The 16552-nt window shown below is 57.4% G+C and carries 20 protein-coding genes; 7 read left to right on the top strand and 13 right to left on the bottom strand.

The window, feature by feature from the left end; all coding sequences use genetic code 11:
* Nucleotides 1-17 precede the first annotated feature (17 nt).
* A complete protein-coding gene (soxY, locus tag HYPGJ_RS10065; RefSeq protein ID WP_046847077.1) occupies nucleotides 18-479 on the bottom strand; it encodes a thiosulfate oxidation carrier protein SoxY in 462 nt (153 codons plus the stop codon).
* A gap of 151 nt (nucleotides 480-630) precedes the next feature.
* Between soxY and soxA the strand changes: the two genes are divergently transcribed.
* The 7 genes from soxA (at nucleotide 631) to HYPGJ_RS10100 (ending at nucleotide 5968) form a co-directional block, all read left to right on the top strand.
* Nucleotides 631-1464 (top strand): sulfur oxidation c-type cytochrome SoxA, encoded by an 834-nt coding sequence (soxA, locus tag HYPGJ_RS10070; RefSeq protein WP_046847078.1) that lies wholly within the window; start codon nucleotides 631-633, stop codon nucleotides 1462-1464.
* On the top strand, nucleotides 1442-2110 hold the full coding sequence (soxX, locus tag HYPGJ_RS10075; RefSeq protein ID WP_052750864.1) for a sulfur oxidation c-type cytochrome SoxX: 669 nt from the start codon (nucleotides 1442-1444) through the stop codon (nucleotides 2108-2110). Before soxA ends, soxX begins: the two co-directional genes overlap by 23 nt.
* A 107-nt stretch (nucleotides 2111-2217) precedes the next feature.
* Nucleotides 2218-2499 (top strand): thioredoxin family protein, encoded by a 282-nt coding sequence (locus HYPGJ_RS10080; RefSeq protein WP_348270898.1) that lies wholly within the window; start codon nucleotides 2218-2220, stop codon nucleotides 2497-2499.
* A 57-nt stretch (nucleotides 2500-2556) separates the two neighbouring features.
* Nucleotides 2557-2931 (top strand): metalloregulator ArsR/SmtB family transcription factor, encoded by a 375-nt coding sequence (locus HYPGJ_RS10085; RefSeq protein ID WP_013214737.1) that lies wholly within the window; start codon nucleotides 2557-2559, stop codon nucleotides 2929-2931.
* Between the two features lie 36 nt (nucleotides 2932-2967).
* Nucleotides 2968-3999, top strand: coding sequence for a YeeE/YedE family protein (locus HYPGJ_RS10090; protein ID WP_159108292.1), 1032 nt, complete (start codon nucleotides 2968-2970; stop codon nucleotides 3997-3999).
* Nucleotides 4000-4097: 98 nt separating this feature from the next.
* Complete coding sequence (locus tag HYPGJ_RS10095) at nucleotides 4098-4379, top strand: sulfurtransferase TusA family protein (RefSeq protein WP_348270899.1); 282 nt, start codon at nucleotides 4098-4100, stop codon at nucleotides 4377-4379.
* Between the two features lie 176 nt (nucleotides 4380-4555).
* The gene (locus tag HYPGJ_RS10100; RefSeq protein ID WP_046847082.1) at nucleotides 4556-5968 is read left to right on the top strand and encodes a cytochrome P450; all 1413 of its coding nucleotides are present in this window, start codon (nucleotides 4556-4558) and stop codon (nucleotides 5966-5968) included.
* A gap of 21 nt (nucleotides 5969-5989) precedes the next feature.
* Here HYPGJ_RS10100 and HYPGJ_RS10105 read toward each other — a convergent pair whose 3' ends face one another.
* The 12 genes from HYPGJ_RS10105 to HYPGJ_RS10160 form a co-directional block, all read right to left on the bottom strand.
* Nucleotides 5990-6430 carry a glycine cleavage system protein H gene (locus tag HYPGJ_RS10105; protein WP_046847083.1) on the bottom strand — a complete coding sequence of 147 codons (441 nt, stop codon included), beginning with the start codon at nucleotides 6428-6430 and terminating at the stop codon, nucleotides 5990-5992.
* A gap of 34 nt (nucleotides 6431-6464) precedes the next feature.
* A complete protein-coding gene (locus HYPGJ_RS10110; RefSeq protein WP_143440509.1) occupies nucleotides 6465-6944 on the bottom strand; it encodes a hypothetical protein in 480 nt (159 codons plus the stop codon).
* Nucleotides 6941-7885: a CoB--CoM heterodisulfide reductase iron-sulfur subunit B family protein gene (locus HYPGJ_RS10115; protein ID WP_200185711.1), complete on the bottom strand. Its 945-nt coding sequence runs from the start codon at nucleotides 7883-7885 to the stop codon at nucleotides 6941-6943. Before HYPGJ_RS10115 ends, HYPGJ_RS10110 begins: the two co-directional genes overlap by 4 nt.
* Before the next feature lie 48 nt (nucleotides 7886-7933).
* On the bottom strand, nucleotides 7934-8716 hold the full coding sequence (locus HYPGJ_RS10120) for a 4Fe-4S dicluster domain-containing protein (RefSeq protein WP_046847085.1): 783 nt from the start codon (nucleotides 8714-8716) through the stop codon (nucleotides 7934-7936).
* Between the two features lie 12 nt (nucleotides 8717-8728).
* Entirely contained in the window at nucleotides 8729-9577 is an 849-nt protein-coding gene (locus HYPGJ_RS18420; protein WP_052750865.1) for a hypothetical protein, read from the bottom strand.
* 4 nt (nucleotides 9578-9581) lie between these two features.
* Complete coding sequence (locus tag HYPGJ_RS10130; RefSeq protein WP_046847086.1) at nucleotides 9582-10631, bottom strand: FAD-dependent oxidoreductase; 1050 nt, start codon at nucleotides 10629-10631, stop codon at nucleotides 9582-9584.
* A gap of 64 nt (nucleotides 10632-10695) precedes the next feature.
* Entirely contained in the window at nucleotides 10696-12096 is a 1401-nt protein-coding gene (locus tag HYPGJ_RS10135; protein WP_046847087.1) for a heterodisulfide reductase-related iron-sulfur binding cluster, read from the bottom strand.
* Nucleotides 12097-12141: 45 nt separating this feature from the next.
* The gene (locus tag HYPGJ_RS10140; RefSeq protein WP_200185713.1) at nucleotides 12142-12885 is read right to left on the bottom strand and encodes a 4Fe-4S dicluster domain-containing protein; all 744 of its coding nucleotides are present in this window, start codon (nucleotides 12883-12885) and stop codon (nucleotides 12142-12144) included.
* A gap of 25 nt (nucleotides 12886-12910) precedes the next feature.
* The gene (locus tag HYPGJ_RS10145) at nucleotides 12911-13288 is read right to left on the bottom strand and encodes a DsrE/DsrF/DrsH-like family protein (RefSeq protein WP_013214725.1); all 378 of its coding nucleotides are present in this window, start codon (nucleotides 13286-13288) and stop codon (nucleotides 12911-12913) included.
* 172 nt (nucleotides 13289-13460) lie between these two features.
* Nucleotides 13461-14156 carry a hypothetical protein gene (locus tag HYPGJ_RS18425; protein WP_052750866.1) on the bottom strand — a complete coding sequence of 232 codons (696 nt, stop codon included), beginning with the start codon at nucleotides 14154-14156 and terminating at the stop codon, nucleotides 13461-13463.
* On the bottom strand, nucleotides 14153-15241 hold the full coding sequence (locus HYPGJ_RS10155) for a biotin/lipoate A/B protein ligase family protein (protein WP_046847088.1): 1089 nt from the start codon (nucleotides 15239-15241) through the stop codon (nucleotides 14153-14155). Before HYPGJ_RS10155 ends, HYPGJ_RS18425 begins: the two co-directional genes overlap by 4 nt.
* Nucleotides 15238-16539 carry a radical SAM protein gene (locus HYPGJ_RS10160; protein ID WP_101536128.1) on the bottom strand — a complete coding sequence of 434 codons (1302 nt, stop codon included), beginning with the start codon at nucleotides 16537-16539 and terminating at the stop codon, nucleotides 15238-15240. The genes HYPGJ_RS10155 and HYPGJ_RS10160 overlap by 4 nt, the downstream gene beginning before the upstream one ends.
* Between the last annotated feature and the right edge of the window lie 13 nt (nucleotides 16540-16552).

Raw genomic sequence — 16552 nt, forward strand, 5'->3', positions numbered from 1 at the left:
TTGCGAGTGAGAAGGAATCAGCCGCCGCAGCCGCCAATCGTCACCTTCACTTCCTTTTTCGCGATGTAGGCATCGCCATTCGACATCACCGCGAGCGCCGTTACATTTTGGGTCTGGGCAAGGCGGATCCGAAGCTGAGCGGCAGCCTTCGGCACAAGCGGCGTGAAGGAGAAGTCCGCGAGCTGGACATTCGGGTTCGCTTCAGCGAACAAGTGCACGGATTTCACATAGTCATCCGCGGTCATCGGGCTCTGGACTTCAAAATTCAACGGAACGACCAATCCGTTTTCCGCGATGCTCGGCAGATCGAGCGTTATGCGCCCTTCGCTCGGCTTCTTCCCGCCGGAAAATTTTTGAATGAGCGCATCGACGTCCGCGCTGCTCGCCAGCGAAGGAAGGCCGCTCGCAAGTACAAGGGCGCCGCCCGCCGCCAATTTAATGAAGGCACGGCGCGAGTGCGCGCCGTTTAAACTTTCCATCACGCCATCTCTCCCGGAAGCTGCGATAACGTTCATCCTATAACACATATGAAAATTATCATATGTGAATTATCTATTGCAACGTTACTTGTTTTTCGTCTAGCTGGAGCAGCCTCGCATTCGCATTGAGGCCTGCAGAATTTGGTGACCCATGAAGCGCCGTAGGCCTTATTTATTTTTCCTTGTAACGCTGCTGAGTTCGGTCATCACGATCGTAACACTACGTGCACAAGGCACGGACAATACGGACAAAGAACTCGAGCGATATCGCGAGATGCTCGATGATCCAATGGCCAACCCCGGCTACTTCAACGTCGACCGCGGTGAACAATTGTGGGCGACCGCGCGGGGCAAGAAATCGGTGTCATTGGAAACCTGTGATCTTGGGAAAGGTCCGGGCGTTCTCGAAGGCGCTTACGCGGAGTTGCCGCGGTATTTTGCTGACGCCAACAAGGTAATGGACCTGGAGCAGCGTCTCCTCTGGTGCATGCAGACGATCCAGGACCTTGATATCAAGGACGTTCTCGCACGTAAATTCGGCTCGGAAGGCCACACCTCCGACATGGAAGACCTGGTAACCTTCATCGCCAACAAATCCAATGGCATGAAATTCCATCTCGCCCTGTCGAATGCGCAAGAACAGCAGGCTTACGCGATCGGAAAGGAGCTGTTCTATCGGCGCTCCTCGCTGCTCGATTTCTCCTGCTCCACGTGCCACTCCGAAGATGGCAAGAGAATTCGGCTTCAGGAACTACCGAACCTTTCGAAGCCCGGTGTCGACGCGCAAAAGACGATCGCCTCCTGGCCCACCTACCGCAACTCGCAAAGCCAAACCCGAACGATGCAAAATCGGCTGTATGACTGCTATCGCCAGATGCGAATGCCGCCGCCCGACTATGCCTCCGACGGCATGACGGCGCTGATTACCTATCTCACGAAGCAGGCAGAGGGCGGAGAGATCAATGTCCCATCGATCAAACGCTAAGACCGTTCTACGCGCGTTCGCTGGAGCCGCCGCACTCGCAGTTACAATGACTTACGGCGGATTGTCCGCTGGACTGCTCGCTGACCCGCTGACGGAAAAAAACACCCCGAGCGCGGCCACCATGGAGGGCGTGCTCAAGGGCATGTGGACCGAGGTGAAGAGCGGCTGGGAAGACCGTCTCGTGCAAGACGCCACGCAGAAAACATGCTCGCAGTATCGCAATGATCCGCCCGCGGCCGAAGCCAACGCGATCGTCGAGCGCGAGACGGCCACGATCTTGATGCCGGCAGACGGCAATGTTCTCGGCGATTGGAAGCAAGGCGAGAAGATCGCCAGCAGCGGGCGCGGCGGCCAGTTCAGCGATCCGCCGAATACGGAAAACGGCGGCAACTGCTACGCCTGTCATCAGCTGAGCAAGACCGAATTGTCATACGGAACGCTCGGACCGAGCCTGACGAACTTCGGCAAGGATCGTGAGTTCAACCTTGAGGCCGCGAAAGCGGCCTATGCAAAAATCTATAATGCACAGTCGGTCAACGCCTGCTCGAACATGCCGCGATTCGGCGCGCACAAATTTCTGACTGAGCAACAGATCAAGGACGTGGTGGCGTTCCTGTTCGACAAGGACAGCCCTGTCAACAAATGACGTTCAGGGTGCGCCTGTTGCCTCAGCTTCAGCGAACCCTGTCTGCTGCCTTGATGCTGCTCCCCGTCCTGCTGCCAGTCCGCTCCGCTGACGCGGCCGAAGTGTTGATGTTCGTCCGACCCGGCTGCAGTTGGTGCGAACTCTGGCGCAAGGAGATCGGTCCGATCTATCCGAAAACGCCGGAGGGCCGATTGGCGCCCTTGCGCGAACTCGACATCGGCAGCGCCCCTGCGACGCTGAAATTGAAGTCGCCCCTCGTCTACACGCCGACCTTCGTCGTCGTTAGCAATAATCAAGAGGTCGGACGGGTCACCGGCTACCCCGGACCCGACTTTTTCTGGAGCCTCCTTTCGCGCGTTCTGCTAGACGTACCCCGAGACGAGCCTTGACTTATTCGGCAAAGCTCTGCCCCGTTGAACGACCACTAACGCGACCGAGGGATAGGAATGTCGGGCATCTTGCCAAACGAGGTGATTGCCGCGCTTGAAGCGGACGAGGAAGTATCTCCAGAGCTCAAGCGGCTCGTTCTAAGGGCGCGCAAAGCGAGCGATTTTTTGAAGGCCCTTGCTCACGAATCCCGCCTGCTGATCCTCTGCCTGCTCGCTGAAAAAGAGCGCTCTGCGGGAGAGCTTGAAAACCTTCTTTCCATCAACCAGCCCACCGTCTCGCAGCAGCTGGCGCGTCTGCGTCTGGACGGCCTGGTGCAAGCGCGCCGCGAGGGAAAGGCCGTCATCTACTCGCTGCCGGATGAAACTACGCGTCGCTTCATCGGCGCCATCTACGACAAGTTTTGCCGCGAGGAACCGAGCCGCAAGCGATAGAGAGCGATTCCGATGATCCTGACCGCCGGAGGATTCGTGTGCGGTCTCGTAGCAGGCGCCGCCGCCCGCTACGGACATCTCTGTTCCATGGGAGCCATCGAGGACGCAGAACTCGGCGGGAATTGGCGAGGGGTCAAAGCCTGGGGTCTGGCGCTTGCCACCGCAATCGTAGCTACACAAACGAGCTATTATTTTGGCCTCTTCGATCCGCTGAAAAGCATCTACGCCACCACGTCATTGGACTGGCCGGCGGCATTGCTCGGCGGAATCCTGTTCGGCGTTGGCATGGCGCTCATCGGCACGTGCAGCTTCGGCATGCTCGTGCGCCTCGGAAGCGGGGATCTGCGCGCGTTTTTCACTGCGGTGATCGCCGGCGTCGCTGCCGTCTCTGTAAACAACGGAGCGCTCTCCTCCCTTCGCCTTCAGTTTGAGGGATTATCCACGATCGCCCTCGACTCACCGGATCAGGCTTTTGCGCCGGGCCTTCTGGCGGCGTTCATTGGGACACAGCCCTCGACAATCATCTGCCGTCTTCTGCTTTGCGTCCTCTTCTTATGCGCTGCCTTCGATGAGAAGCTGCTGCGCAGACCTCGCCTTATGATTTCCGCAGCCCTTCTCGGCCTCGCCGTAGCGGGTGGTTGGGTCGTCACGGGTTTGGCCTATGAGGCGCTCGAAACCGCGCGTGTCGAAAGCTTATCCTTCGTCATGCCCGGCGGCCGCACGCTGCTTCAACTGATGAGCGAAAGCCTGCGTGATACCGGTTTCAGCGTTGCCTCACTCATTGGCGTCGTCTGCGGATCGTTTCTCGTCGCCAAGCTTCGGCAAGAAGTTCTTTGGGAAGCCTTTGACGACGTGCGCGAAATGCGCCGCCACATGCTCGGCGCGCTTTTCATGGCGTTTGGCGGCGTACTCGCGAAGGGCTGCACCATCGGCCAAGGCATGAGCGCCGGCAGCGTGCTGGCTCTATCCATGCCCATCGTGGTCCTTGGTATTTTCATCGGAGCCAAGATTGGCTTGGCGATCCTCATCGGCCGGCCCTTTTTAGGCCGGGAAAGATCTCAAAGCTGATAGGTATGCAGGCGATCGCTTGAGCGCTGAGAGCATCCCGCGAACGAACTCACTATGCGATGAGTTCAATCCCGTTGACACCCTTCCCGGCAGCATTTATGCAAAAATTCGAATATAACAATATAATCTCTTTGGAGGGACGACCAACCGTGGCCGATCTGACAATTGATGCCAAGGGCACCAACTGCCCTATTCCGATTTTGAAGGCCAAGAAAGCCATCACGACTCTTCCGAAAGGCGCCGTTCTCGAGATCCTGGCAACCGATCCAGGCGCGCTGCCGGATTTCCAGGCGTTCTGCCGCTCGACCGGCAATACCCTGCTTGAACATGAGGAAACGGCCGGCACGTACCGCTTCCTGATCAAGCACACGTCGGCCTGATCGACAGTTTGCGGAAATCCGCAATCGAGATCGAAATCATCGATCGTATTCGAATAGCACGTTCGACTTCTGCGGAAGCGAACAACGCAACCGGCGCCCAAAACTAGATCCACGTCGATCGTCGCGCCGGATGCGTTCACGTTGCCAAGGAATTCCCCAACGGCGGAGCCGCGGAATTGTCTTTGACATTGTCCCTATCCGAGTACGTCAGCACGGGACCGCGTCCACGTCCTGCTGCTCCGCGCCCGCCGGAAAGGCCGCAACAGCTTCTCTCGCTTTTGTGGACGCTCAATAAGAACCCTCTCGAGGCTTGGCCGCAAAGCCATTACGAAGAACCGATTGTCACCGGCAATACGGTTCTCGGGCGTTTTGCAATGGTCAGCAGCCCTGACGCAATCCGTCAGGTTCTCGTGGAAAAAACCGAAAACTACCGCAAGGACGACCTCCAGAATCTGCTGCTGCGACCCGCTCTGGGAAACGGGCTGCTGACGTCGTCAGGAAATGAATGGCGTATGCAGCGCCGCTCATTCGCGCCAGTTTTCTCCCCCCGCAAAGTCACCTCATATGCACCGCCAATGCTGAACGAAGCCGCTGCGCTGGCCTCGCGATGGCGATCGCTCGATGGAAAAATCGTCGACATCTGCGAGGAAATGGCGAGATCGATGCTCGACACCCTCGCAACGACACTATTTTCGCGCGGCATCGGACGCGATCCAGCCGAGTTCCGCCGCGCGGCGACGCGCTACTTCGAAACGCAGGGCCGTATCGACCCTCTCGATCTCATCGGCGCGCCCGCTTGGCTTCCGCGAATTGGCCGTCTTCTTTCACGCCCAGCTCTCAAGTTCTTTCCGCTTGTCGTGAATGCCATTCTGGAAGAGCGGCGACGTGCTGCTGACGCACCCACAAATCCCGAGGATTGGGATTTTGTCGACACGCTGCTGAATGCGCGCGACGAGGCAACCGGAACGCCGATTTCGGAAGAAGAAATCGCCGCAAACATCATCACCTTCATCGGTGCGGGCTTCGAAACGCCGGCAAACGCGCTGAGCTGGACGCTCTATCTTTTATCCATCGACGAAACCTGGCGCAGAAAAGTTGAGACAGAATCCGATCGGCTTCTGCCCGATTTACAGACGGGTAACGTCAAAACTGATGAATTCATCTACACGCGCGCACTCATTGAAGAGGCAATGCGGCTGTATCCGCCGGTCGCAATTCTAAGCCGGACGGCGTTGCACGATCATGTGCTTTCAGGGCGAAAAATAGTTGCAGGCACGACGGTCATCATCGCGCCGTGGATCCTGCATCGCCATCGCTTGTTGTGGAACGATCCCGATTGCTTCGATCCGGCGCGCTTTCTGCCGGAGAACCGCAGCAACATCGCACGCCTCAGTTACATCCCGTTCGGCGCTGGTCCAAGAGTGTGCATCGGAGCCGCCTACGCGATGCAGCAGATGATCATCACCATTGCGACGCTCGCGCGCCATTATCGGCTCGATCTGGTCCCGGGTCACGCGGTGCTTCCCGTCCACCGCGTGACACTTCGGCCGGAGCACGGCATGAAAATGTCGATCATGCGCCGGCGTTGAGTGAAGAGCAGACGTTGAAGCTCAGCCGCAACCTGCGAAACCTTCAGACGCCATCTTGGCTTCGTATTTGGCCGCAACCTCAGCGCCCGGCGTCAGGGTCGGCTTGACCGACTGCCAATCCGCAGGTTTCAGGATAATGAACCAGCCTATCCCGTAAGGATCCTGATTTGCGATCTGAGGATTGCTGACGAGGCTGTCGTTGATCTCCAAAACCGCACCCGCAGCAGCGGTTTTTGCCGGTCCGACCCATTTTCCGCTTTCGACCGTCGCGCAGCTTTTGCCGGCTTCGACCTGCCGTCCCGCCTTCTTCGGCGTGAACGCCACGAGCTGCCCAGCCATCGCCGTTGCGACCATGGTCATGCCGAGCTTTACATTTCCATCAGGCTGCTCTTGGAACCAGATATGGTTGTCGACGTCATAGAGAAGCTCGTCGGGTAGATTGCATCCCTTCACGACTGGCATAGTTCACTCCGATATTGATGATGAAACTCGGGCTTCATTCGAAACTCATGTTTTCGCGCAGCGGCTTGGACGCGCAGCAAAACTGACCGAGGCTGGCGACTCGCATTTTGCCCGAAACGAAGAGGCAAAGATGCTTGGCAACCATGATCATCAACCGAAGACGACCCGCCGTGTGCGGATGCTCCGGCTCTCCATGAATGAGGTTGTAGTGATACGCGAGTTCACGGCATGTCTCGCGACAAGCATTGAAACTTGGATCGCCGCGCGCGCCCTGACGATGGAGAGCCAGCAGGCGAAAACCCTCTCTCGCGTCCGACGTCGGCGTTTGCCCACGAGCCAATATCCAAACCTGAAGAACTTCCTCGCTCAAGCTCAGGAGATCGGCCGCGATCTGTGACGGCGCTTCTTGAGCCAGACACGACTCCATCTCCTCAATCCGCACCTCGATCTGAGCAAGATGCGCGATCATCTGGTCTTTGACCGCTTGCGCCGAACTCTCGCCCATCGCCGTCACGTCAGACGCTTGTCAATGATCAGATCAGTGCTATCCGAGATATTGGTGTGAATGCCGAGCCTGCGAGGACCGATGCCCAACGCCAGTCCAAGCAATTGCGTGAAATAGAGCATCGTAATGCGCGTCTTCTTGCCGAAGCGCTTTTCCGCACGTACCTGATGCATCTCGAGACCTGAGTGGCACGTCGGGCATTCCGTTGCGATCACGTCGGCGCCTGACGCTTCAGCCGCTTGCAGGATGTTGAGCACGAGCTTCGTCGACGTATCGGAATCCGACAGCGTATGGGCTCCGCCGCAGCACGCGGTCTTCAGCGGAAAATCGACATTCTCCGCGCCGGCTGCCGCCAGCAGATCATCCATGAAATGCGGCCGTGATGTGCTTTCGCTGCCCGGACCCTTGTCCTTCTCCGGGAAGATGTGCCTTGGGCGCACGTACATGCAGCCGTAGTAGTTCGCGACCTTGAGGCCAGCGAGCCGTCCCTTGGTGCGCTTGCGCAAACCCTCTTCGCCGATCGCCGCCTTGATCCAATCGAGAGCATGAATCGTTTCCGCTTGCCCGGCCTGATACGCCTCATGGCCGGCTTTCGCGGACAGCCTGTCGACTGTCTCTTTCGACTTCGGATCGTTCTTGAGATCGTACTCAGCTTTTTTCAGGTTGTGGTAGCAGCCGTTGCACGGCGCCATCACGACGTTGGCGTGATCGATATTGACAGCGTTCGATAGCACGCGCGACGACAGATAGGTTTGAAGCCCCGGGTCGACGTTCTTGACCTCCATCGCCCCGCAGCAGTTCCAATCCGTCACATCCTTGATGCGCAAGCCGAGAGATTTCGCGACAGCGCGCGTCGACACATCATAACCGTTGGCGGAGCCCTCGAGCGCGCAACCGGAATAGTAGGCCACGTCGCGGTACTTCATGATCTTGTCTGTCACGTCGACCATAGTTCCGATTACCTTTTGTTTTTCTTGTTTCCGATTTGCGCTGGATGCTTATTCCGCAGCTTCGAGATGCGTTTGAGGCTTTTGAGGTGTTCGAGCTGCAGCGATCGTCTGCAGCTTTTGCCGGCGCATCTCGTCTTCCTCGTAGATATAGTCGGAGATGGCAGAGCGAACGTTCTTCCAGCGGCGTGCTTTCGGTTTGAAGACCTGCGCCAGGGCCGTCTTGATCCCCCACTTGACGGGAAGCCTGCGCGCGATGCCCCACATGATCGCAACAAGCCAATCCTGGACGAGAGGCTGTTTGGTCTTGCTCAGGAACTTGTGAAGGACCTCTGTGTCCTCGATCTTGCCGCGCTCGATAACCTGGCGCGAAAACTCCTCGTCGAACACATGCGCCGGCGATTTCGGCACGTAGCCTTTATCTTCGAGCCAGAGCGCCGTCGCCTTCATGACGCCTTCGGGCTCGACGCTCCGCGGGCAGATGTTCGTACACTTGTGACACGAGACGCACTGCCAGATGATGTCCTTGTCGCGCAGCAACTCCTGCTCCATCCCCATGCGGATGAGATAGATCCAGTAGCGCGGATTGAAGCGCGGCTCGATTGCGTTGATCGTGCAGGCGTTCGTACACGAACCGCATTGGAAGCAACGATGAATTTTTGAACCGCCAGGAAAGGCCGCAATTTCGAGTTCCAGATTTTCGTTATAATCCGGAACAACGCGCGTCTCGATAAACGTCGACCAATGACCGGAGACGTCGATGCCGTCGATTGCGAGTGTCTCGTGAACCTTGAGGTTCTCGGGACGGATTAGCGATTTCTCATGGATCGGCATGCGGCCCAGTTCCTAATGAATATGCTTGATCGCGAGAGGATGCGTCACCGCATCAATGACGTTGCCACGGTCCGGCGAGCGCCCGACGCGATCGAGGCCCAGAATTCGACGGGTTTGCTCCAACGGATTCGGAGCACTCGAGAAATCGGATCGCAGATAAGACCCGCCCTGTGCGTTGATGTAATCGCCGTAAATTTGCGCGCACAGAAGATCGACATACCAAAGCATGTCGCGAAAAATTCCGTATCCAGAGAGAAACTGGCTGAGCTCTTCGCGTAGGCACAGAAACGTCGATTGGTTGTCCGGAATATCGATTACGACGTGATCGACATTCTCCGCATGCCATATCTCTCTGAGTACGCCCGTATTGACCTTGGCGTCCCACACCCAGCGGCTCATAAGCGGATAGAGTTCCGGATAAACGTTGTGCAACAGCTCCGAAGCAAAATCCCTCACGAAGCGCGTTTCTTTGCCGACCGGAAAATGCTTGCAAAATCGCGCGATGCGCGCGTCGCCCGTGTCCGGAACGTGCGCGTCCGCAAGAAGCTCCGCTATGGCGCTGCGGATCTTGGCCCACCCCTGCTGCTCGATCTGCTTTCCGATGCGCGTCCGCACGGTCGCCATCAACGGCGTCAATTCATCGAATACCGTCAGCTCCAAACGCTCGGCAGCGCCCGCCGCCAGACGCTCACGAAACACATCCGACTTCAATTGCACGGCGGCTGCGAAGCGTTCGATGCCACCAATCTCCTCGCAGGCATGGACAAGAGCATCCACCGCCAAGCGCAGCTTCTCACCCGACAGTTCAAGCGACGGGCGAGATGGGATTTCCGGAGTATTGGTTGCTACGCTGAGCACCATAGCCCTACTCGGCTGCCTCCCTCGGGATGCTGCGACCGAGCGAGAGCGCGCTCATCGCGGCCGCGTTGGCCTGCGCGATAGAGTCATCAATTGTTTCCGGGCCGATAGCGGAGCCTGCAACAAACACGCCGGGCCGCGACGTCGCGCCCATCAGGCCGTAAGTGTCTTTTCTCGCGATATATCCATGCTTGTGCAGTTCGACGCCGAAAATGGCGGAGATCGTCATGTTGTCGACGTTGGGGTCCATACCGATCGCATGCACCACCATATCGAACGGAATGGTGATCGGCCGCTTGACGAGCGTGTCCTCGCCTTTGACGATCAGCTGCTTGCCGTCGCTCGTCACCTCGGCGATACGCGCCTTGATATACTTGACTTTGAATTCCTCTTGCGAGCGCCAGTAATAGTCCGACTCGTAGTGCCCGAACGTGCGGATATCCATGTAGTAGATGTAGACATGGCAATCGGGCAGCTCTTCGCGAATTTCCATCGCAAGATTGGCCGAAACCGTACAGCAGATCTTGGAGCACCATTCCCGGCCGATCTGCCGATCACGCGAGCCGACGCACAATAGGATTGCAACGCGCTTGGGCTTGCGGCCATCCGAAAGACAGCGAACGCCCTTTCCCGAAGAAATCATCTGCTCGACCTGCGTCGTCGTCACGACGTCCGGGAACATACCGAAGCCCCACTCCGGCTTGTTCACGCTATCGAAGTGTGAAAAGCCCGTCGTCAGGATCGCGGATGCACAGTCGATCGACGAGCCGTCCGACAACTTCGCTGTGAAGTTGTTCGGCTGCCCATCGAATGACGCAACTGTCGTGTTCGTCTTGATGCTGATGAGGCTGTCGGTTTCAATGCGCGAAACCATCCCTCCGATCGCCTCATTCGCCCACCGGCCCGAAGGCACGAGCTTGGCGTATCCCGAAAAAATCGGCGCGCCGCCCAGGCGATCTCTCTTTTCAACCAGCACGGAAGGCTGGCCTACATTGGCAAGCGCATGAGTCGCGGCGAGGCCGGCAGGGCCACCGCCAACCACCAGGATCGGCTTCATATCATCCTCTTACACAATCGGCATGCTGACGAAGCGCGCCCACGCGCACTCCGCGTTTCGCGAGCTACTCCGCCGGCGGGGGCGGAATGACTTCACGGCGAATAGGCTGGAAGCCCGGACCCGACGTAATTCTCAATCGCGGATCGTAGAGCTGCTCAGGAGTAGCGCCTTGCTTGATACCCTCGACATAGGCTTCGAAATCAGCCTTTTTCGCCCGCCAATCGACCCCGAGCTTTTCGAGTAATTGTTCGATCGGGCTTGCATGCCAGTGCGTCTGAACGATCCGATAAGGATCGGCGCCGCAAACGAGAGCAGCGAACTGACAGTCCGCCATGACAGGCAGTTCGTAGCCTGCTCCACCCTTGGCTTTCGAAATCCACTGGTTCTTATCGAGCGTCGTGATGCAGCCCGTGTCGTGCCCGATCATGACGTCGGACTTCGCCTCTTGAACCGCGACTTTGATCTTGCGGTCAATCGCGAACGAACGAGTGAATTCACGTTCCGAGATGATGTGGCGGAAGCCAAATCCGCAGCAATCGTACCACGTCTTATAGTCGATCACGTTGGCGCCGAGCGCCTGCACGATTCCGGTCGAAACGGCGACACGATTGCCGTCCAGAACCTCGTCGTCATAAATCACGTCCTGCGGTACCATTTTATAAACATGGCAGGCAGGATGAATCGTCGCCCGAATATTCGAACAGTCGAGCACCTGATGGTTTTGCACATCACGGCGCATGACATGCAGCCATTCCGAATAGTGAACAACCTCTTCCGGAATGAGCAGCTTGCCGTCAACGAGACGCCCGAGTTTGCCGAGAATCTTCGTCACGCTCTCGCGCAGCTTCGACGACAGCAGAAGATACTGGCGCACTTCCTTGTAGTTGCCGAAGCTCGTGCCGCAGTGAACGAGCGGATAGAAGTGCCCGGGATCCAGGCCAAGTGCTTTCGCCGAAACATAAGCCTGATGGAAATTTCGCAGGAATACGGCCGCAAGGCTCTCGATGTTTCCGATGCCGGAACCATGATAGTTCCAGGCCGTGCAGCTCGTTTGGTCCGTCTCATCGAGATAGGATATGCCGAGCTTGTTCTGCAGCCACAGCAGCGAAACCGGATAGCCCGGGATGTTACCACACTGCCCGCAGCTCTTGTGATGCCAAAGCTGGTTGGTCGGAATTTTCTTATCCCAACCGTAAAGCGTCTTCGCCATGCGCGGCTTGTGCGCGTCGGTGATGCGATGAACAACGATCTGTCCATCTTTTTCGAGTTCCCACATCGCATCGCGAACATCTTGCACGCGATCCTTCGAGGTCAGCATCGAACGCCGATCGATCTTCTGCTCTACCCAGCTTGTCGCCAGCTGCGCTTCTGTCGGGGACAGCTGTGTCGGCCGCCACTCGGACCCATGTCCCGTAAAGCGTTCGCCATTCTCGCCGACTACACCGGGTTCGCCAGTTGATTTCATCTGTTTCGGCTCCTTAAATTCTTTCACATAATATTGTGAGGGTCGTCAGTCGTCCTGATCCTCGAGGAAGTCTTTCCAGTCTTCCCGCTTTTCACTCATGATATCGCTGATCACATCGAATAGATTTTCGTCGATACCCTCGAGCTGATTGACGACGCCGCTCATTTCCCAAATCGTGTAGAGCTCGACGGAGGTCTTCAGATTGACTTCCCAGGCGGTGTCTGTCGTGTTGAGCGTCGCCATCGGGATCGCCTTACGCAGCACCTTCAGCGGCGCATCAACCTTCGAAATATTCGGCCCCCAATCCGCGAAGTGCTGCGGATTGATCATGTCCGGCGACAGCTGATTGCCTGTCGAAATCAGCTTGAGCATCACGCGCGAGAACGGACGCAGCACGTCCTTTGCCGACTGCATCTGGTGTTTGATCGCGACTTCGCGCATCAACATGACCAACCCACCCGGCGAATTCCCGAACGGACAGCGCGCCGCGCACGTGTAACACTGCGCGCACGACCAGATCTTTTCCTGCATCGCATCGTAGATGCCTTCGAGATTTTCCGTCCAAAGCAATTGGACGATCTCGCGCGGGGAAAAATCATAGTAGTGTGCCGCAGGGCAGGTCGCGGTGCAGATCCCGCAGTTCAAACAGCCGTTCAACTCGTGGTCGAACCGCATATCGGTCTGAATGTCGTTGAAGATAGACTCGAGCTCAGCCCTATCGACCGCAGGCTTTTCGCTGATCGGATCTCCGATAAAATCCTGAACGCGCGATGTTTCGCTATGCGCCATTTTCCCAGCCGTTCGAAAAATTCAATCAGTATGAAAGTACTTTGCAGCCGCCTTCCATGACTTCTTCGATCATGTAGGCACCTCCGACGATCCCCGCGCATTCGGGAATGAGGTCATCCTTGGTCATGTCGAAGAGATCGAGATTGGGAGAGCAGCAGAAAAATTTTACGCCAGCTTCGTGGGCGTCCTTGATGAATTCATAGACCGACTTCGGCGAGCCTTGCTTCACCACCAGGGCTTCGGCTTCGCCCTTCTTCATCAGGCGTCCGGCAGTCGCTGTGCAAATAACCTCGACATCGTAGCCCATCGCGGCAGCGACAGAGGCTTGAAACAGCGGCGCGCCCAACTCCTCGCCGTTCCGCGGATCGGTATTCGCCATAACAATCAGAAGTTTTTCGGCCAATGCCATCTCCCCGATAAGCGCGGCTTTTTTGTTTTGCCACTTCGTATCTTGTGTAACTTTCTCTTTAGAACCAGTCAATATTACATTCGCATGTTTGAATATTCCATTTTTCTATATGTTCGTCGGATTGGAAAACTTATTCAAATATATCGCGATCGATAGATCAGCGAAGTCATGTCATCCAACCGGTGTGGCGTACGAGGCCGGTCATGATTGGCACGAGTGCATCTTCAATGCGTACATTCCACGCGCCAAGAGTCTCGAGATTGGCAGCGACGCCGTCCGGAACATCGTCCATTTCCATGACAAGATCTTCCATCATCGCGCGCCGAAGTCCGGGATGACCGGAGAAGCCGAACGCATTGCGTCCAATTTGAAATGCAGCGACCGCACCGTCTTCATCGACAGCCAGCGTTTTTGCGTAATTCGGCGGCAACGGACGATCCCGCATGAATACGATGTTGGGAAATGTTGCCGGCATAAAGCCTTCGAGCGCATCCTCACACACGCGCGTGGCCGTCCCGACTTTGAAGGAGAGTGGAGCAGCCTCAACTTGGCCGTCTCCGGCGAGGCTCAGAATTTGTGAACCGACTCCCATCGCAAGCACAGGTTTGTCGAGCATCAAACACGCGCGAACGAGACGAACTTCCTCCTCGAGTGTCGGCAGAATATGCCCCGCGCTCGAAGCGCCCCATCTTCCGCCGCCAACAAGAATGAGACCGTCTCCGAGTACCGTTGGGCTCGGAAATTTGCCGCCATTGACGAACGGCCGAATATAGCTGAAGCGAACGCCGCGGGCTTCGAGATGATCTTCAATATGGCCCAACCACTCCGACTGCGTGTGCTGAATGACCGAGACGTGCTTCATGGCCTCAGTGTCCGCAAGGCCGCGTGAACCACGGTTTTGAAGTCGCCTGGCGCCAACGAAAGCAGTTCCGGCCTGGTCGCGGCAAAAAATTCGTCGATCGCGCCGCTGATGCTATCCAACGGAACGCCACGCAGATTAGCTTCCAGATCCAAGAGTATGCGCGGCGGCGCAACGAAGAAGTCTCCCGTCAGGAGAACCGTCTGAATCCGCAGCGCCTGCTCTTTCCCTTCGAGCCGCACAAGCGCGGTGATGCTGCCCCCAGGCCCGCTCAGCGTTGCCGCACCACAATCCGCCTGAGCTGGCCTCTCGTCGATCGAATAGACAAACTCGTCGGTACCAGTCTCATCATCGTGAATTTTCGCCGCCAACTTTTCTTCGTCGTCGCTCGGATGCTCCAATGAGAAATCAATACCGAATCGCTCCGACAGGCCGCGCAGAATAGCTTCGTGAATACTCTCAATTTCCGGCGCGACACCGCCCATAAGATGTTTGAGGGTAACGAGCCGGTTGGACGCGTTATCGAGATTCCGTTTGCGGAGTTTCTCTTCCGGCACATTCAGGCAAGCCAGAACGCGTTCCGGGTCCGCGTCCACGAGCACCGTGCCCTGATAGAAAAGCGTATCACCATCGAAGAAGCCGCCGGTGCCGCAAAGCTTGCGGCCATCGACCTCGATATCGTTACGCGGACGAAAGCGAGCATCGATCGAAAACGCCTGCGAAAGCCCGCTCGCAACCGCTTCGCAGATTTCCTTCGTGTAATCCTGGAGCGTCGGCAACGGGACGCGCTTTCGCGAAATGACCAGCTCCCAACCCACCTGACCCGGATCGAGATAAATGGCACCGCCGCCCGTGATACGTCGCACGATCCCGATGCCGTTTTCGCGGCAGTAGTCGAGCTTCAGTTCCTTGCCGATCGACTGATGCCGCCCGACGAGAGCGCTCGGCTGAAAGCGCAAAAAACGCACGCTATCGCGAACCATACCGTCCCGGTGCAAATCGATCATGGCCTGATCGAATGCGATCTGCCGCCGCCCCTCTCGAACGCCTGTATCGATCACGCGGAATGCGCGCCGCCCTTTACTCACGAAAGCTCACCCGTCTCGAGTTCTTCTCCAGGAATGTAGGTTTCGCCGGGCTTTTCCATCGCCAGCTGATGACGGATCTTGCGCAGATCCGCGTCCTTCGGATGAAACGGATAGCTTGCAATGTTCGATGGCGGCGAGTCGCCGTACGGCCGATCACAGGCGGAAATATCCGTTCTGAACTTGCCCGGGCAGCCCGACGTCCGGAACGCCGTTCCGTCATCGATGATTGAGTTGACTTCGCTTAGCGGAATACCGAAATCGATCACGCGTCCTTCGTCGTCGAAGCGCATATGCTCGACGCGCACGCCGCGATAGTCGATGAGATAACGCGCAAGTTGCACCCTGCGCCACTGATCGCGCGGAGTCGCTGGCAGATGATCCATCAGCGAGCCTTTTTCCGGGAAGAAGCAGAATAGGTGACTGTGGCCGCCCATATCGACAAGCTGCTGGATGAGCGTCAGAGCTTCATGCTCTGTTTCGCCCATACCGATGATGATGTGCGCCCCAAACTTCTGATCGCCGAAAATATCGCGCGCATCCTGAAGCCTGTCCCAGTACGTCGCCCAACTATGCGGCGACTGAACGCCTTTACCTCGCGTTCGATCGAAAATCTCCGGTGTTGCCCCATCGATTGCGACGGTGAAGATGTCAGCACCCAGCTCGTGCAATCGCTTGACGTCATCGCGCGTCATCGTCGTTGGGTTCGACAGAATCGAAACGGGGACCGTTGAAGGATCGATCTTGTCCGTCCACTGCTTGAGCACCGTGATCGTATCCGCATCCGAATTCGGATGCGTGATCATCGAGATGCACATTCTATGGAACGGCGTGTTTTCGCCGTCCCGGTGGACTTTCTCGATAATCTCCGCCATCGGCACCGCCGGCCAATCGACGCGGATGAAGTTTCGGTCCGCATAATCGCGATCGCCTTCGCGGTGACGCGCCAATCCGCAATAGGCGCAATTGGCCCGGCAGCCTTCAGGATATGTCAGCAGCAGATTGAGACACCGCGTACACCCGCATCCGTGCATCTTGCCCGGCATGACGCCAAGCGTAATCGCCGCGGCCGTCGACATCTGAACGTACTCAGGACTGCGCATATGGGGCGCGAGCCGATTATTGTTCGGCAGATAAACGCCTTCCGGCGGAACGTTCGCGAGCTTGACGCGCGCGCCGTTCTTCGCCTCGCGCGGAATGAGCGGCGCCGCGCGTGGCTGCATCGCTTCTGCTGCGTTGAAATCCGCCCCGCCCGCGCCGACGCGAGATGGCAGAGCAAGTTCTCGCTTTAAACACGTCATCTGACCTCTTCCC

The sequence above is a fragment of the Hyphomicrobium sp. GJ21 genome, assembly GCF_001006785.1.
GTDB lineage: Bacteria > Pseudomonadota > Alphaproteobacteria > Rhizobiales > Hyphomicrobiaceae > Hyphomicrobium_B.

What these genes read in the sequence shown, in the direction of transcription:
- soxY (WP_046847077.1), bottom strand. Translation starts at nt 479, where the DNA reads ATGGAAAGTTTAAACGGCGCGCACTCGCGCCGTGCCTTCATTAAATTG.
- soxA (WP_046847078.1), top strand. Translation starts at nt 631, where the DNA reads ATGAAGCGCCGTAGGCCTTATTTATTTTTCCTTGTAACGCTGCTGAGT.
- soxX (WP_052750864.1), top strand. Translation starts at nt 1,442, where the DNA reads ATGTCCCATCGATCAAACGCTAAGACCGTTCTACGCGCGTTCGCTGGA.
- HYPGJ_RS10080 (WP_348270898.1), top strand. Translation starts at nt 2,218, where the DNA reads ATGTTCGTCCGACCCGGCTGCAGTTGGTGCGAACTCTGGCGCAAGGAG.
- HYPGJ_RS10085 (WP_013214737.1), top strand. Translation starts at nt 2,557, where the DNA reads ATGTCGGGCATCTTGCCAAACGAGGTGATTGCCGCGCTTGAAGCGGAC.
- HYPGJ_RS10095 (WP_348270899.1), top strand. Translation starts at nt 4,098, where the DNA reads ATGCAAAAATTCGAATATAACAATATAATCTCTTTGGAGGGACGACCA.
- HYPGJ_RS10105 (WP_046847083.1), bottom strand. Translation starts at nt 6,430, where the DNA reads ATGCCAGTCGTGAAGGGATGCAATCTACCCGACGAGCTTCTCTATGAC.
- HYPGJ_RS10115 (WP_200185711.1), bottom strand. Translation starts at nt 7,885, where the DNA reads ATGGTCGACGTGACAGACAAGATCATGAAGTACCGCGACGTGGCCTAC.
- HYPGJ_RS10120 (WP_046847085.1), bottom strand. Translation starts at nt 8,716, where the DNA reads ATGCCGATCCATGAGAAATCGCTAATCCGTCCCGAGAACCTCAAGGTT.
- HYPGJ_RS18420 (WP_052750865.1), bottom strand. Translation starts at nt 9,577, where the DNA reads ATGGTGCTCAGCGTAGCAACCAATACTCCGGAAATCCCATCTCGCCCG.
- HYPGJ_RS10130 (WP_046847086.1), bottom strand. Translation starts at nt 10,631, where the DNA reads ATGAAGCCGATCCTGGTGGTTGGCGGTGGCCCTGCCGGCCTCGCCGCG.
- HYPGJ_RS10135 (WP_046847087.1), bottom strand. Translation starts at nt 12,096, where the DNA reads ATGAAATCAACTGGCGAACCCGGTGTAGTCGGCGAGAATGGCGAACGC.
- HYPGJ_RS10140 (WP_200185713.1), bottom strand. Translation starts at nt 12,885, where the DNA reads ATGGCGCATAGCGAAACATCGCGCGTTCAGGATTTTATCGGAGATCCG.
- HYPGJ_RS18425 (WP_052750866.1), bottom strand. Translation starts at nt 14,156, where the DNA reads ATGAAGCACGTCTCGGTCATTCAGCACACGCAGTCGGAGTGGTTGGGC.
- HYPGJ_RS10160 (WP_101536128.1), bottom strand. Translation starts at nt 16,539, where the DNA reads ATGACGTGTTTAAAGCGAGAACTTGCTCTGCCATCTCGCGTCGGCGCG.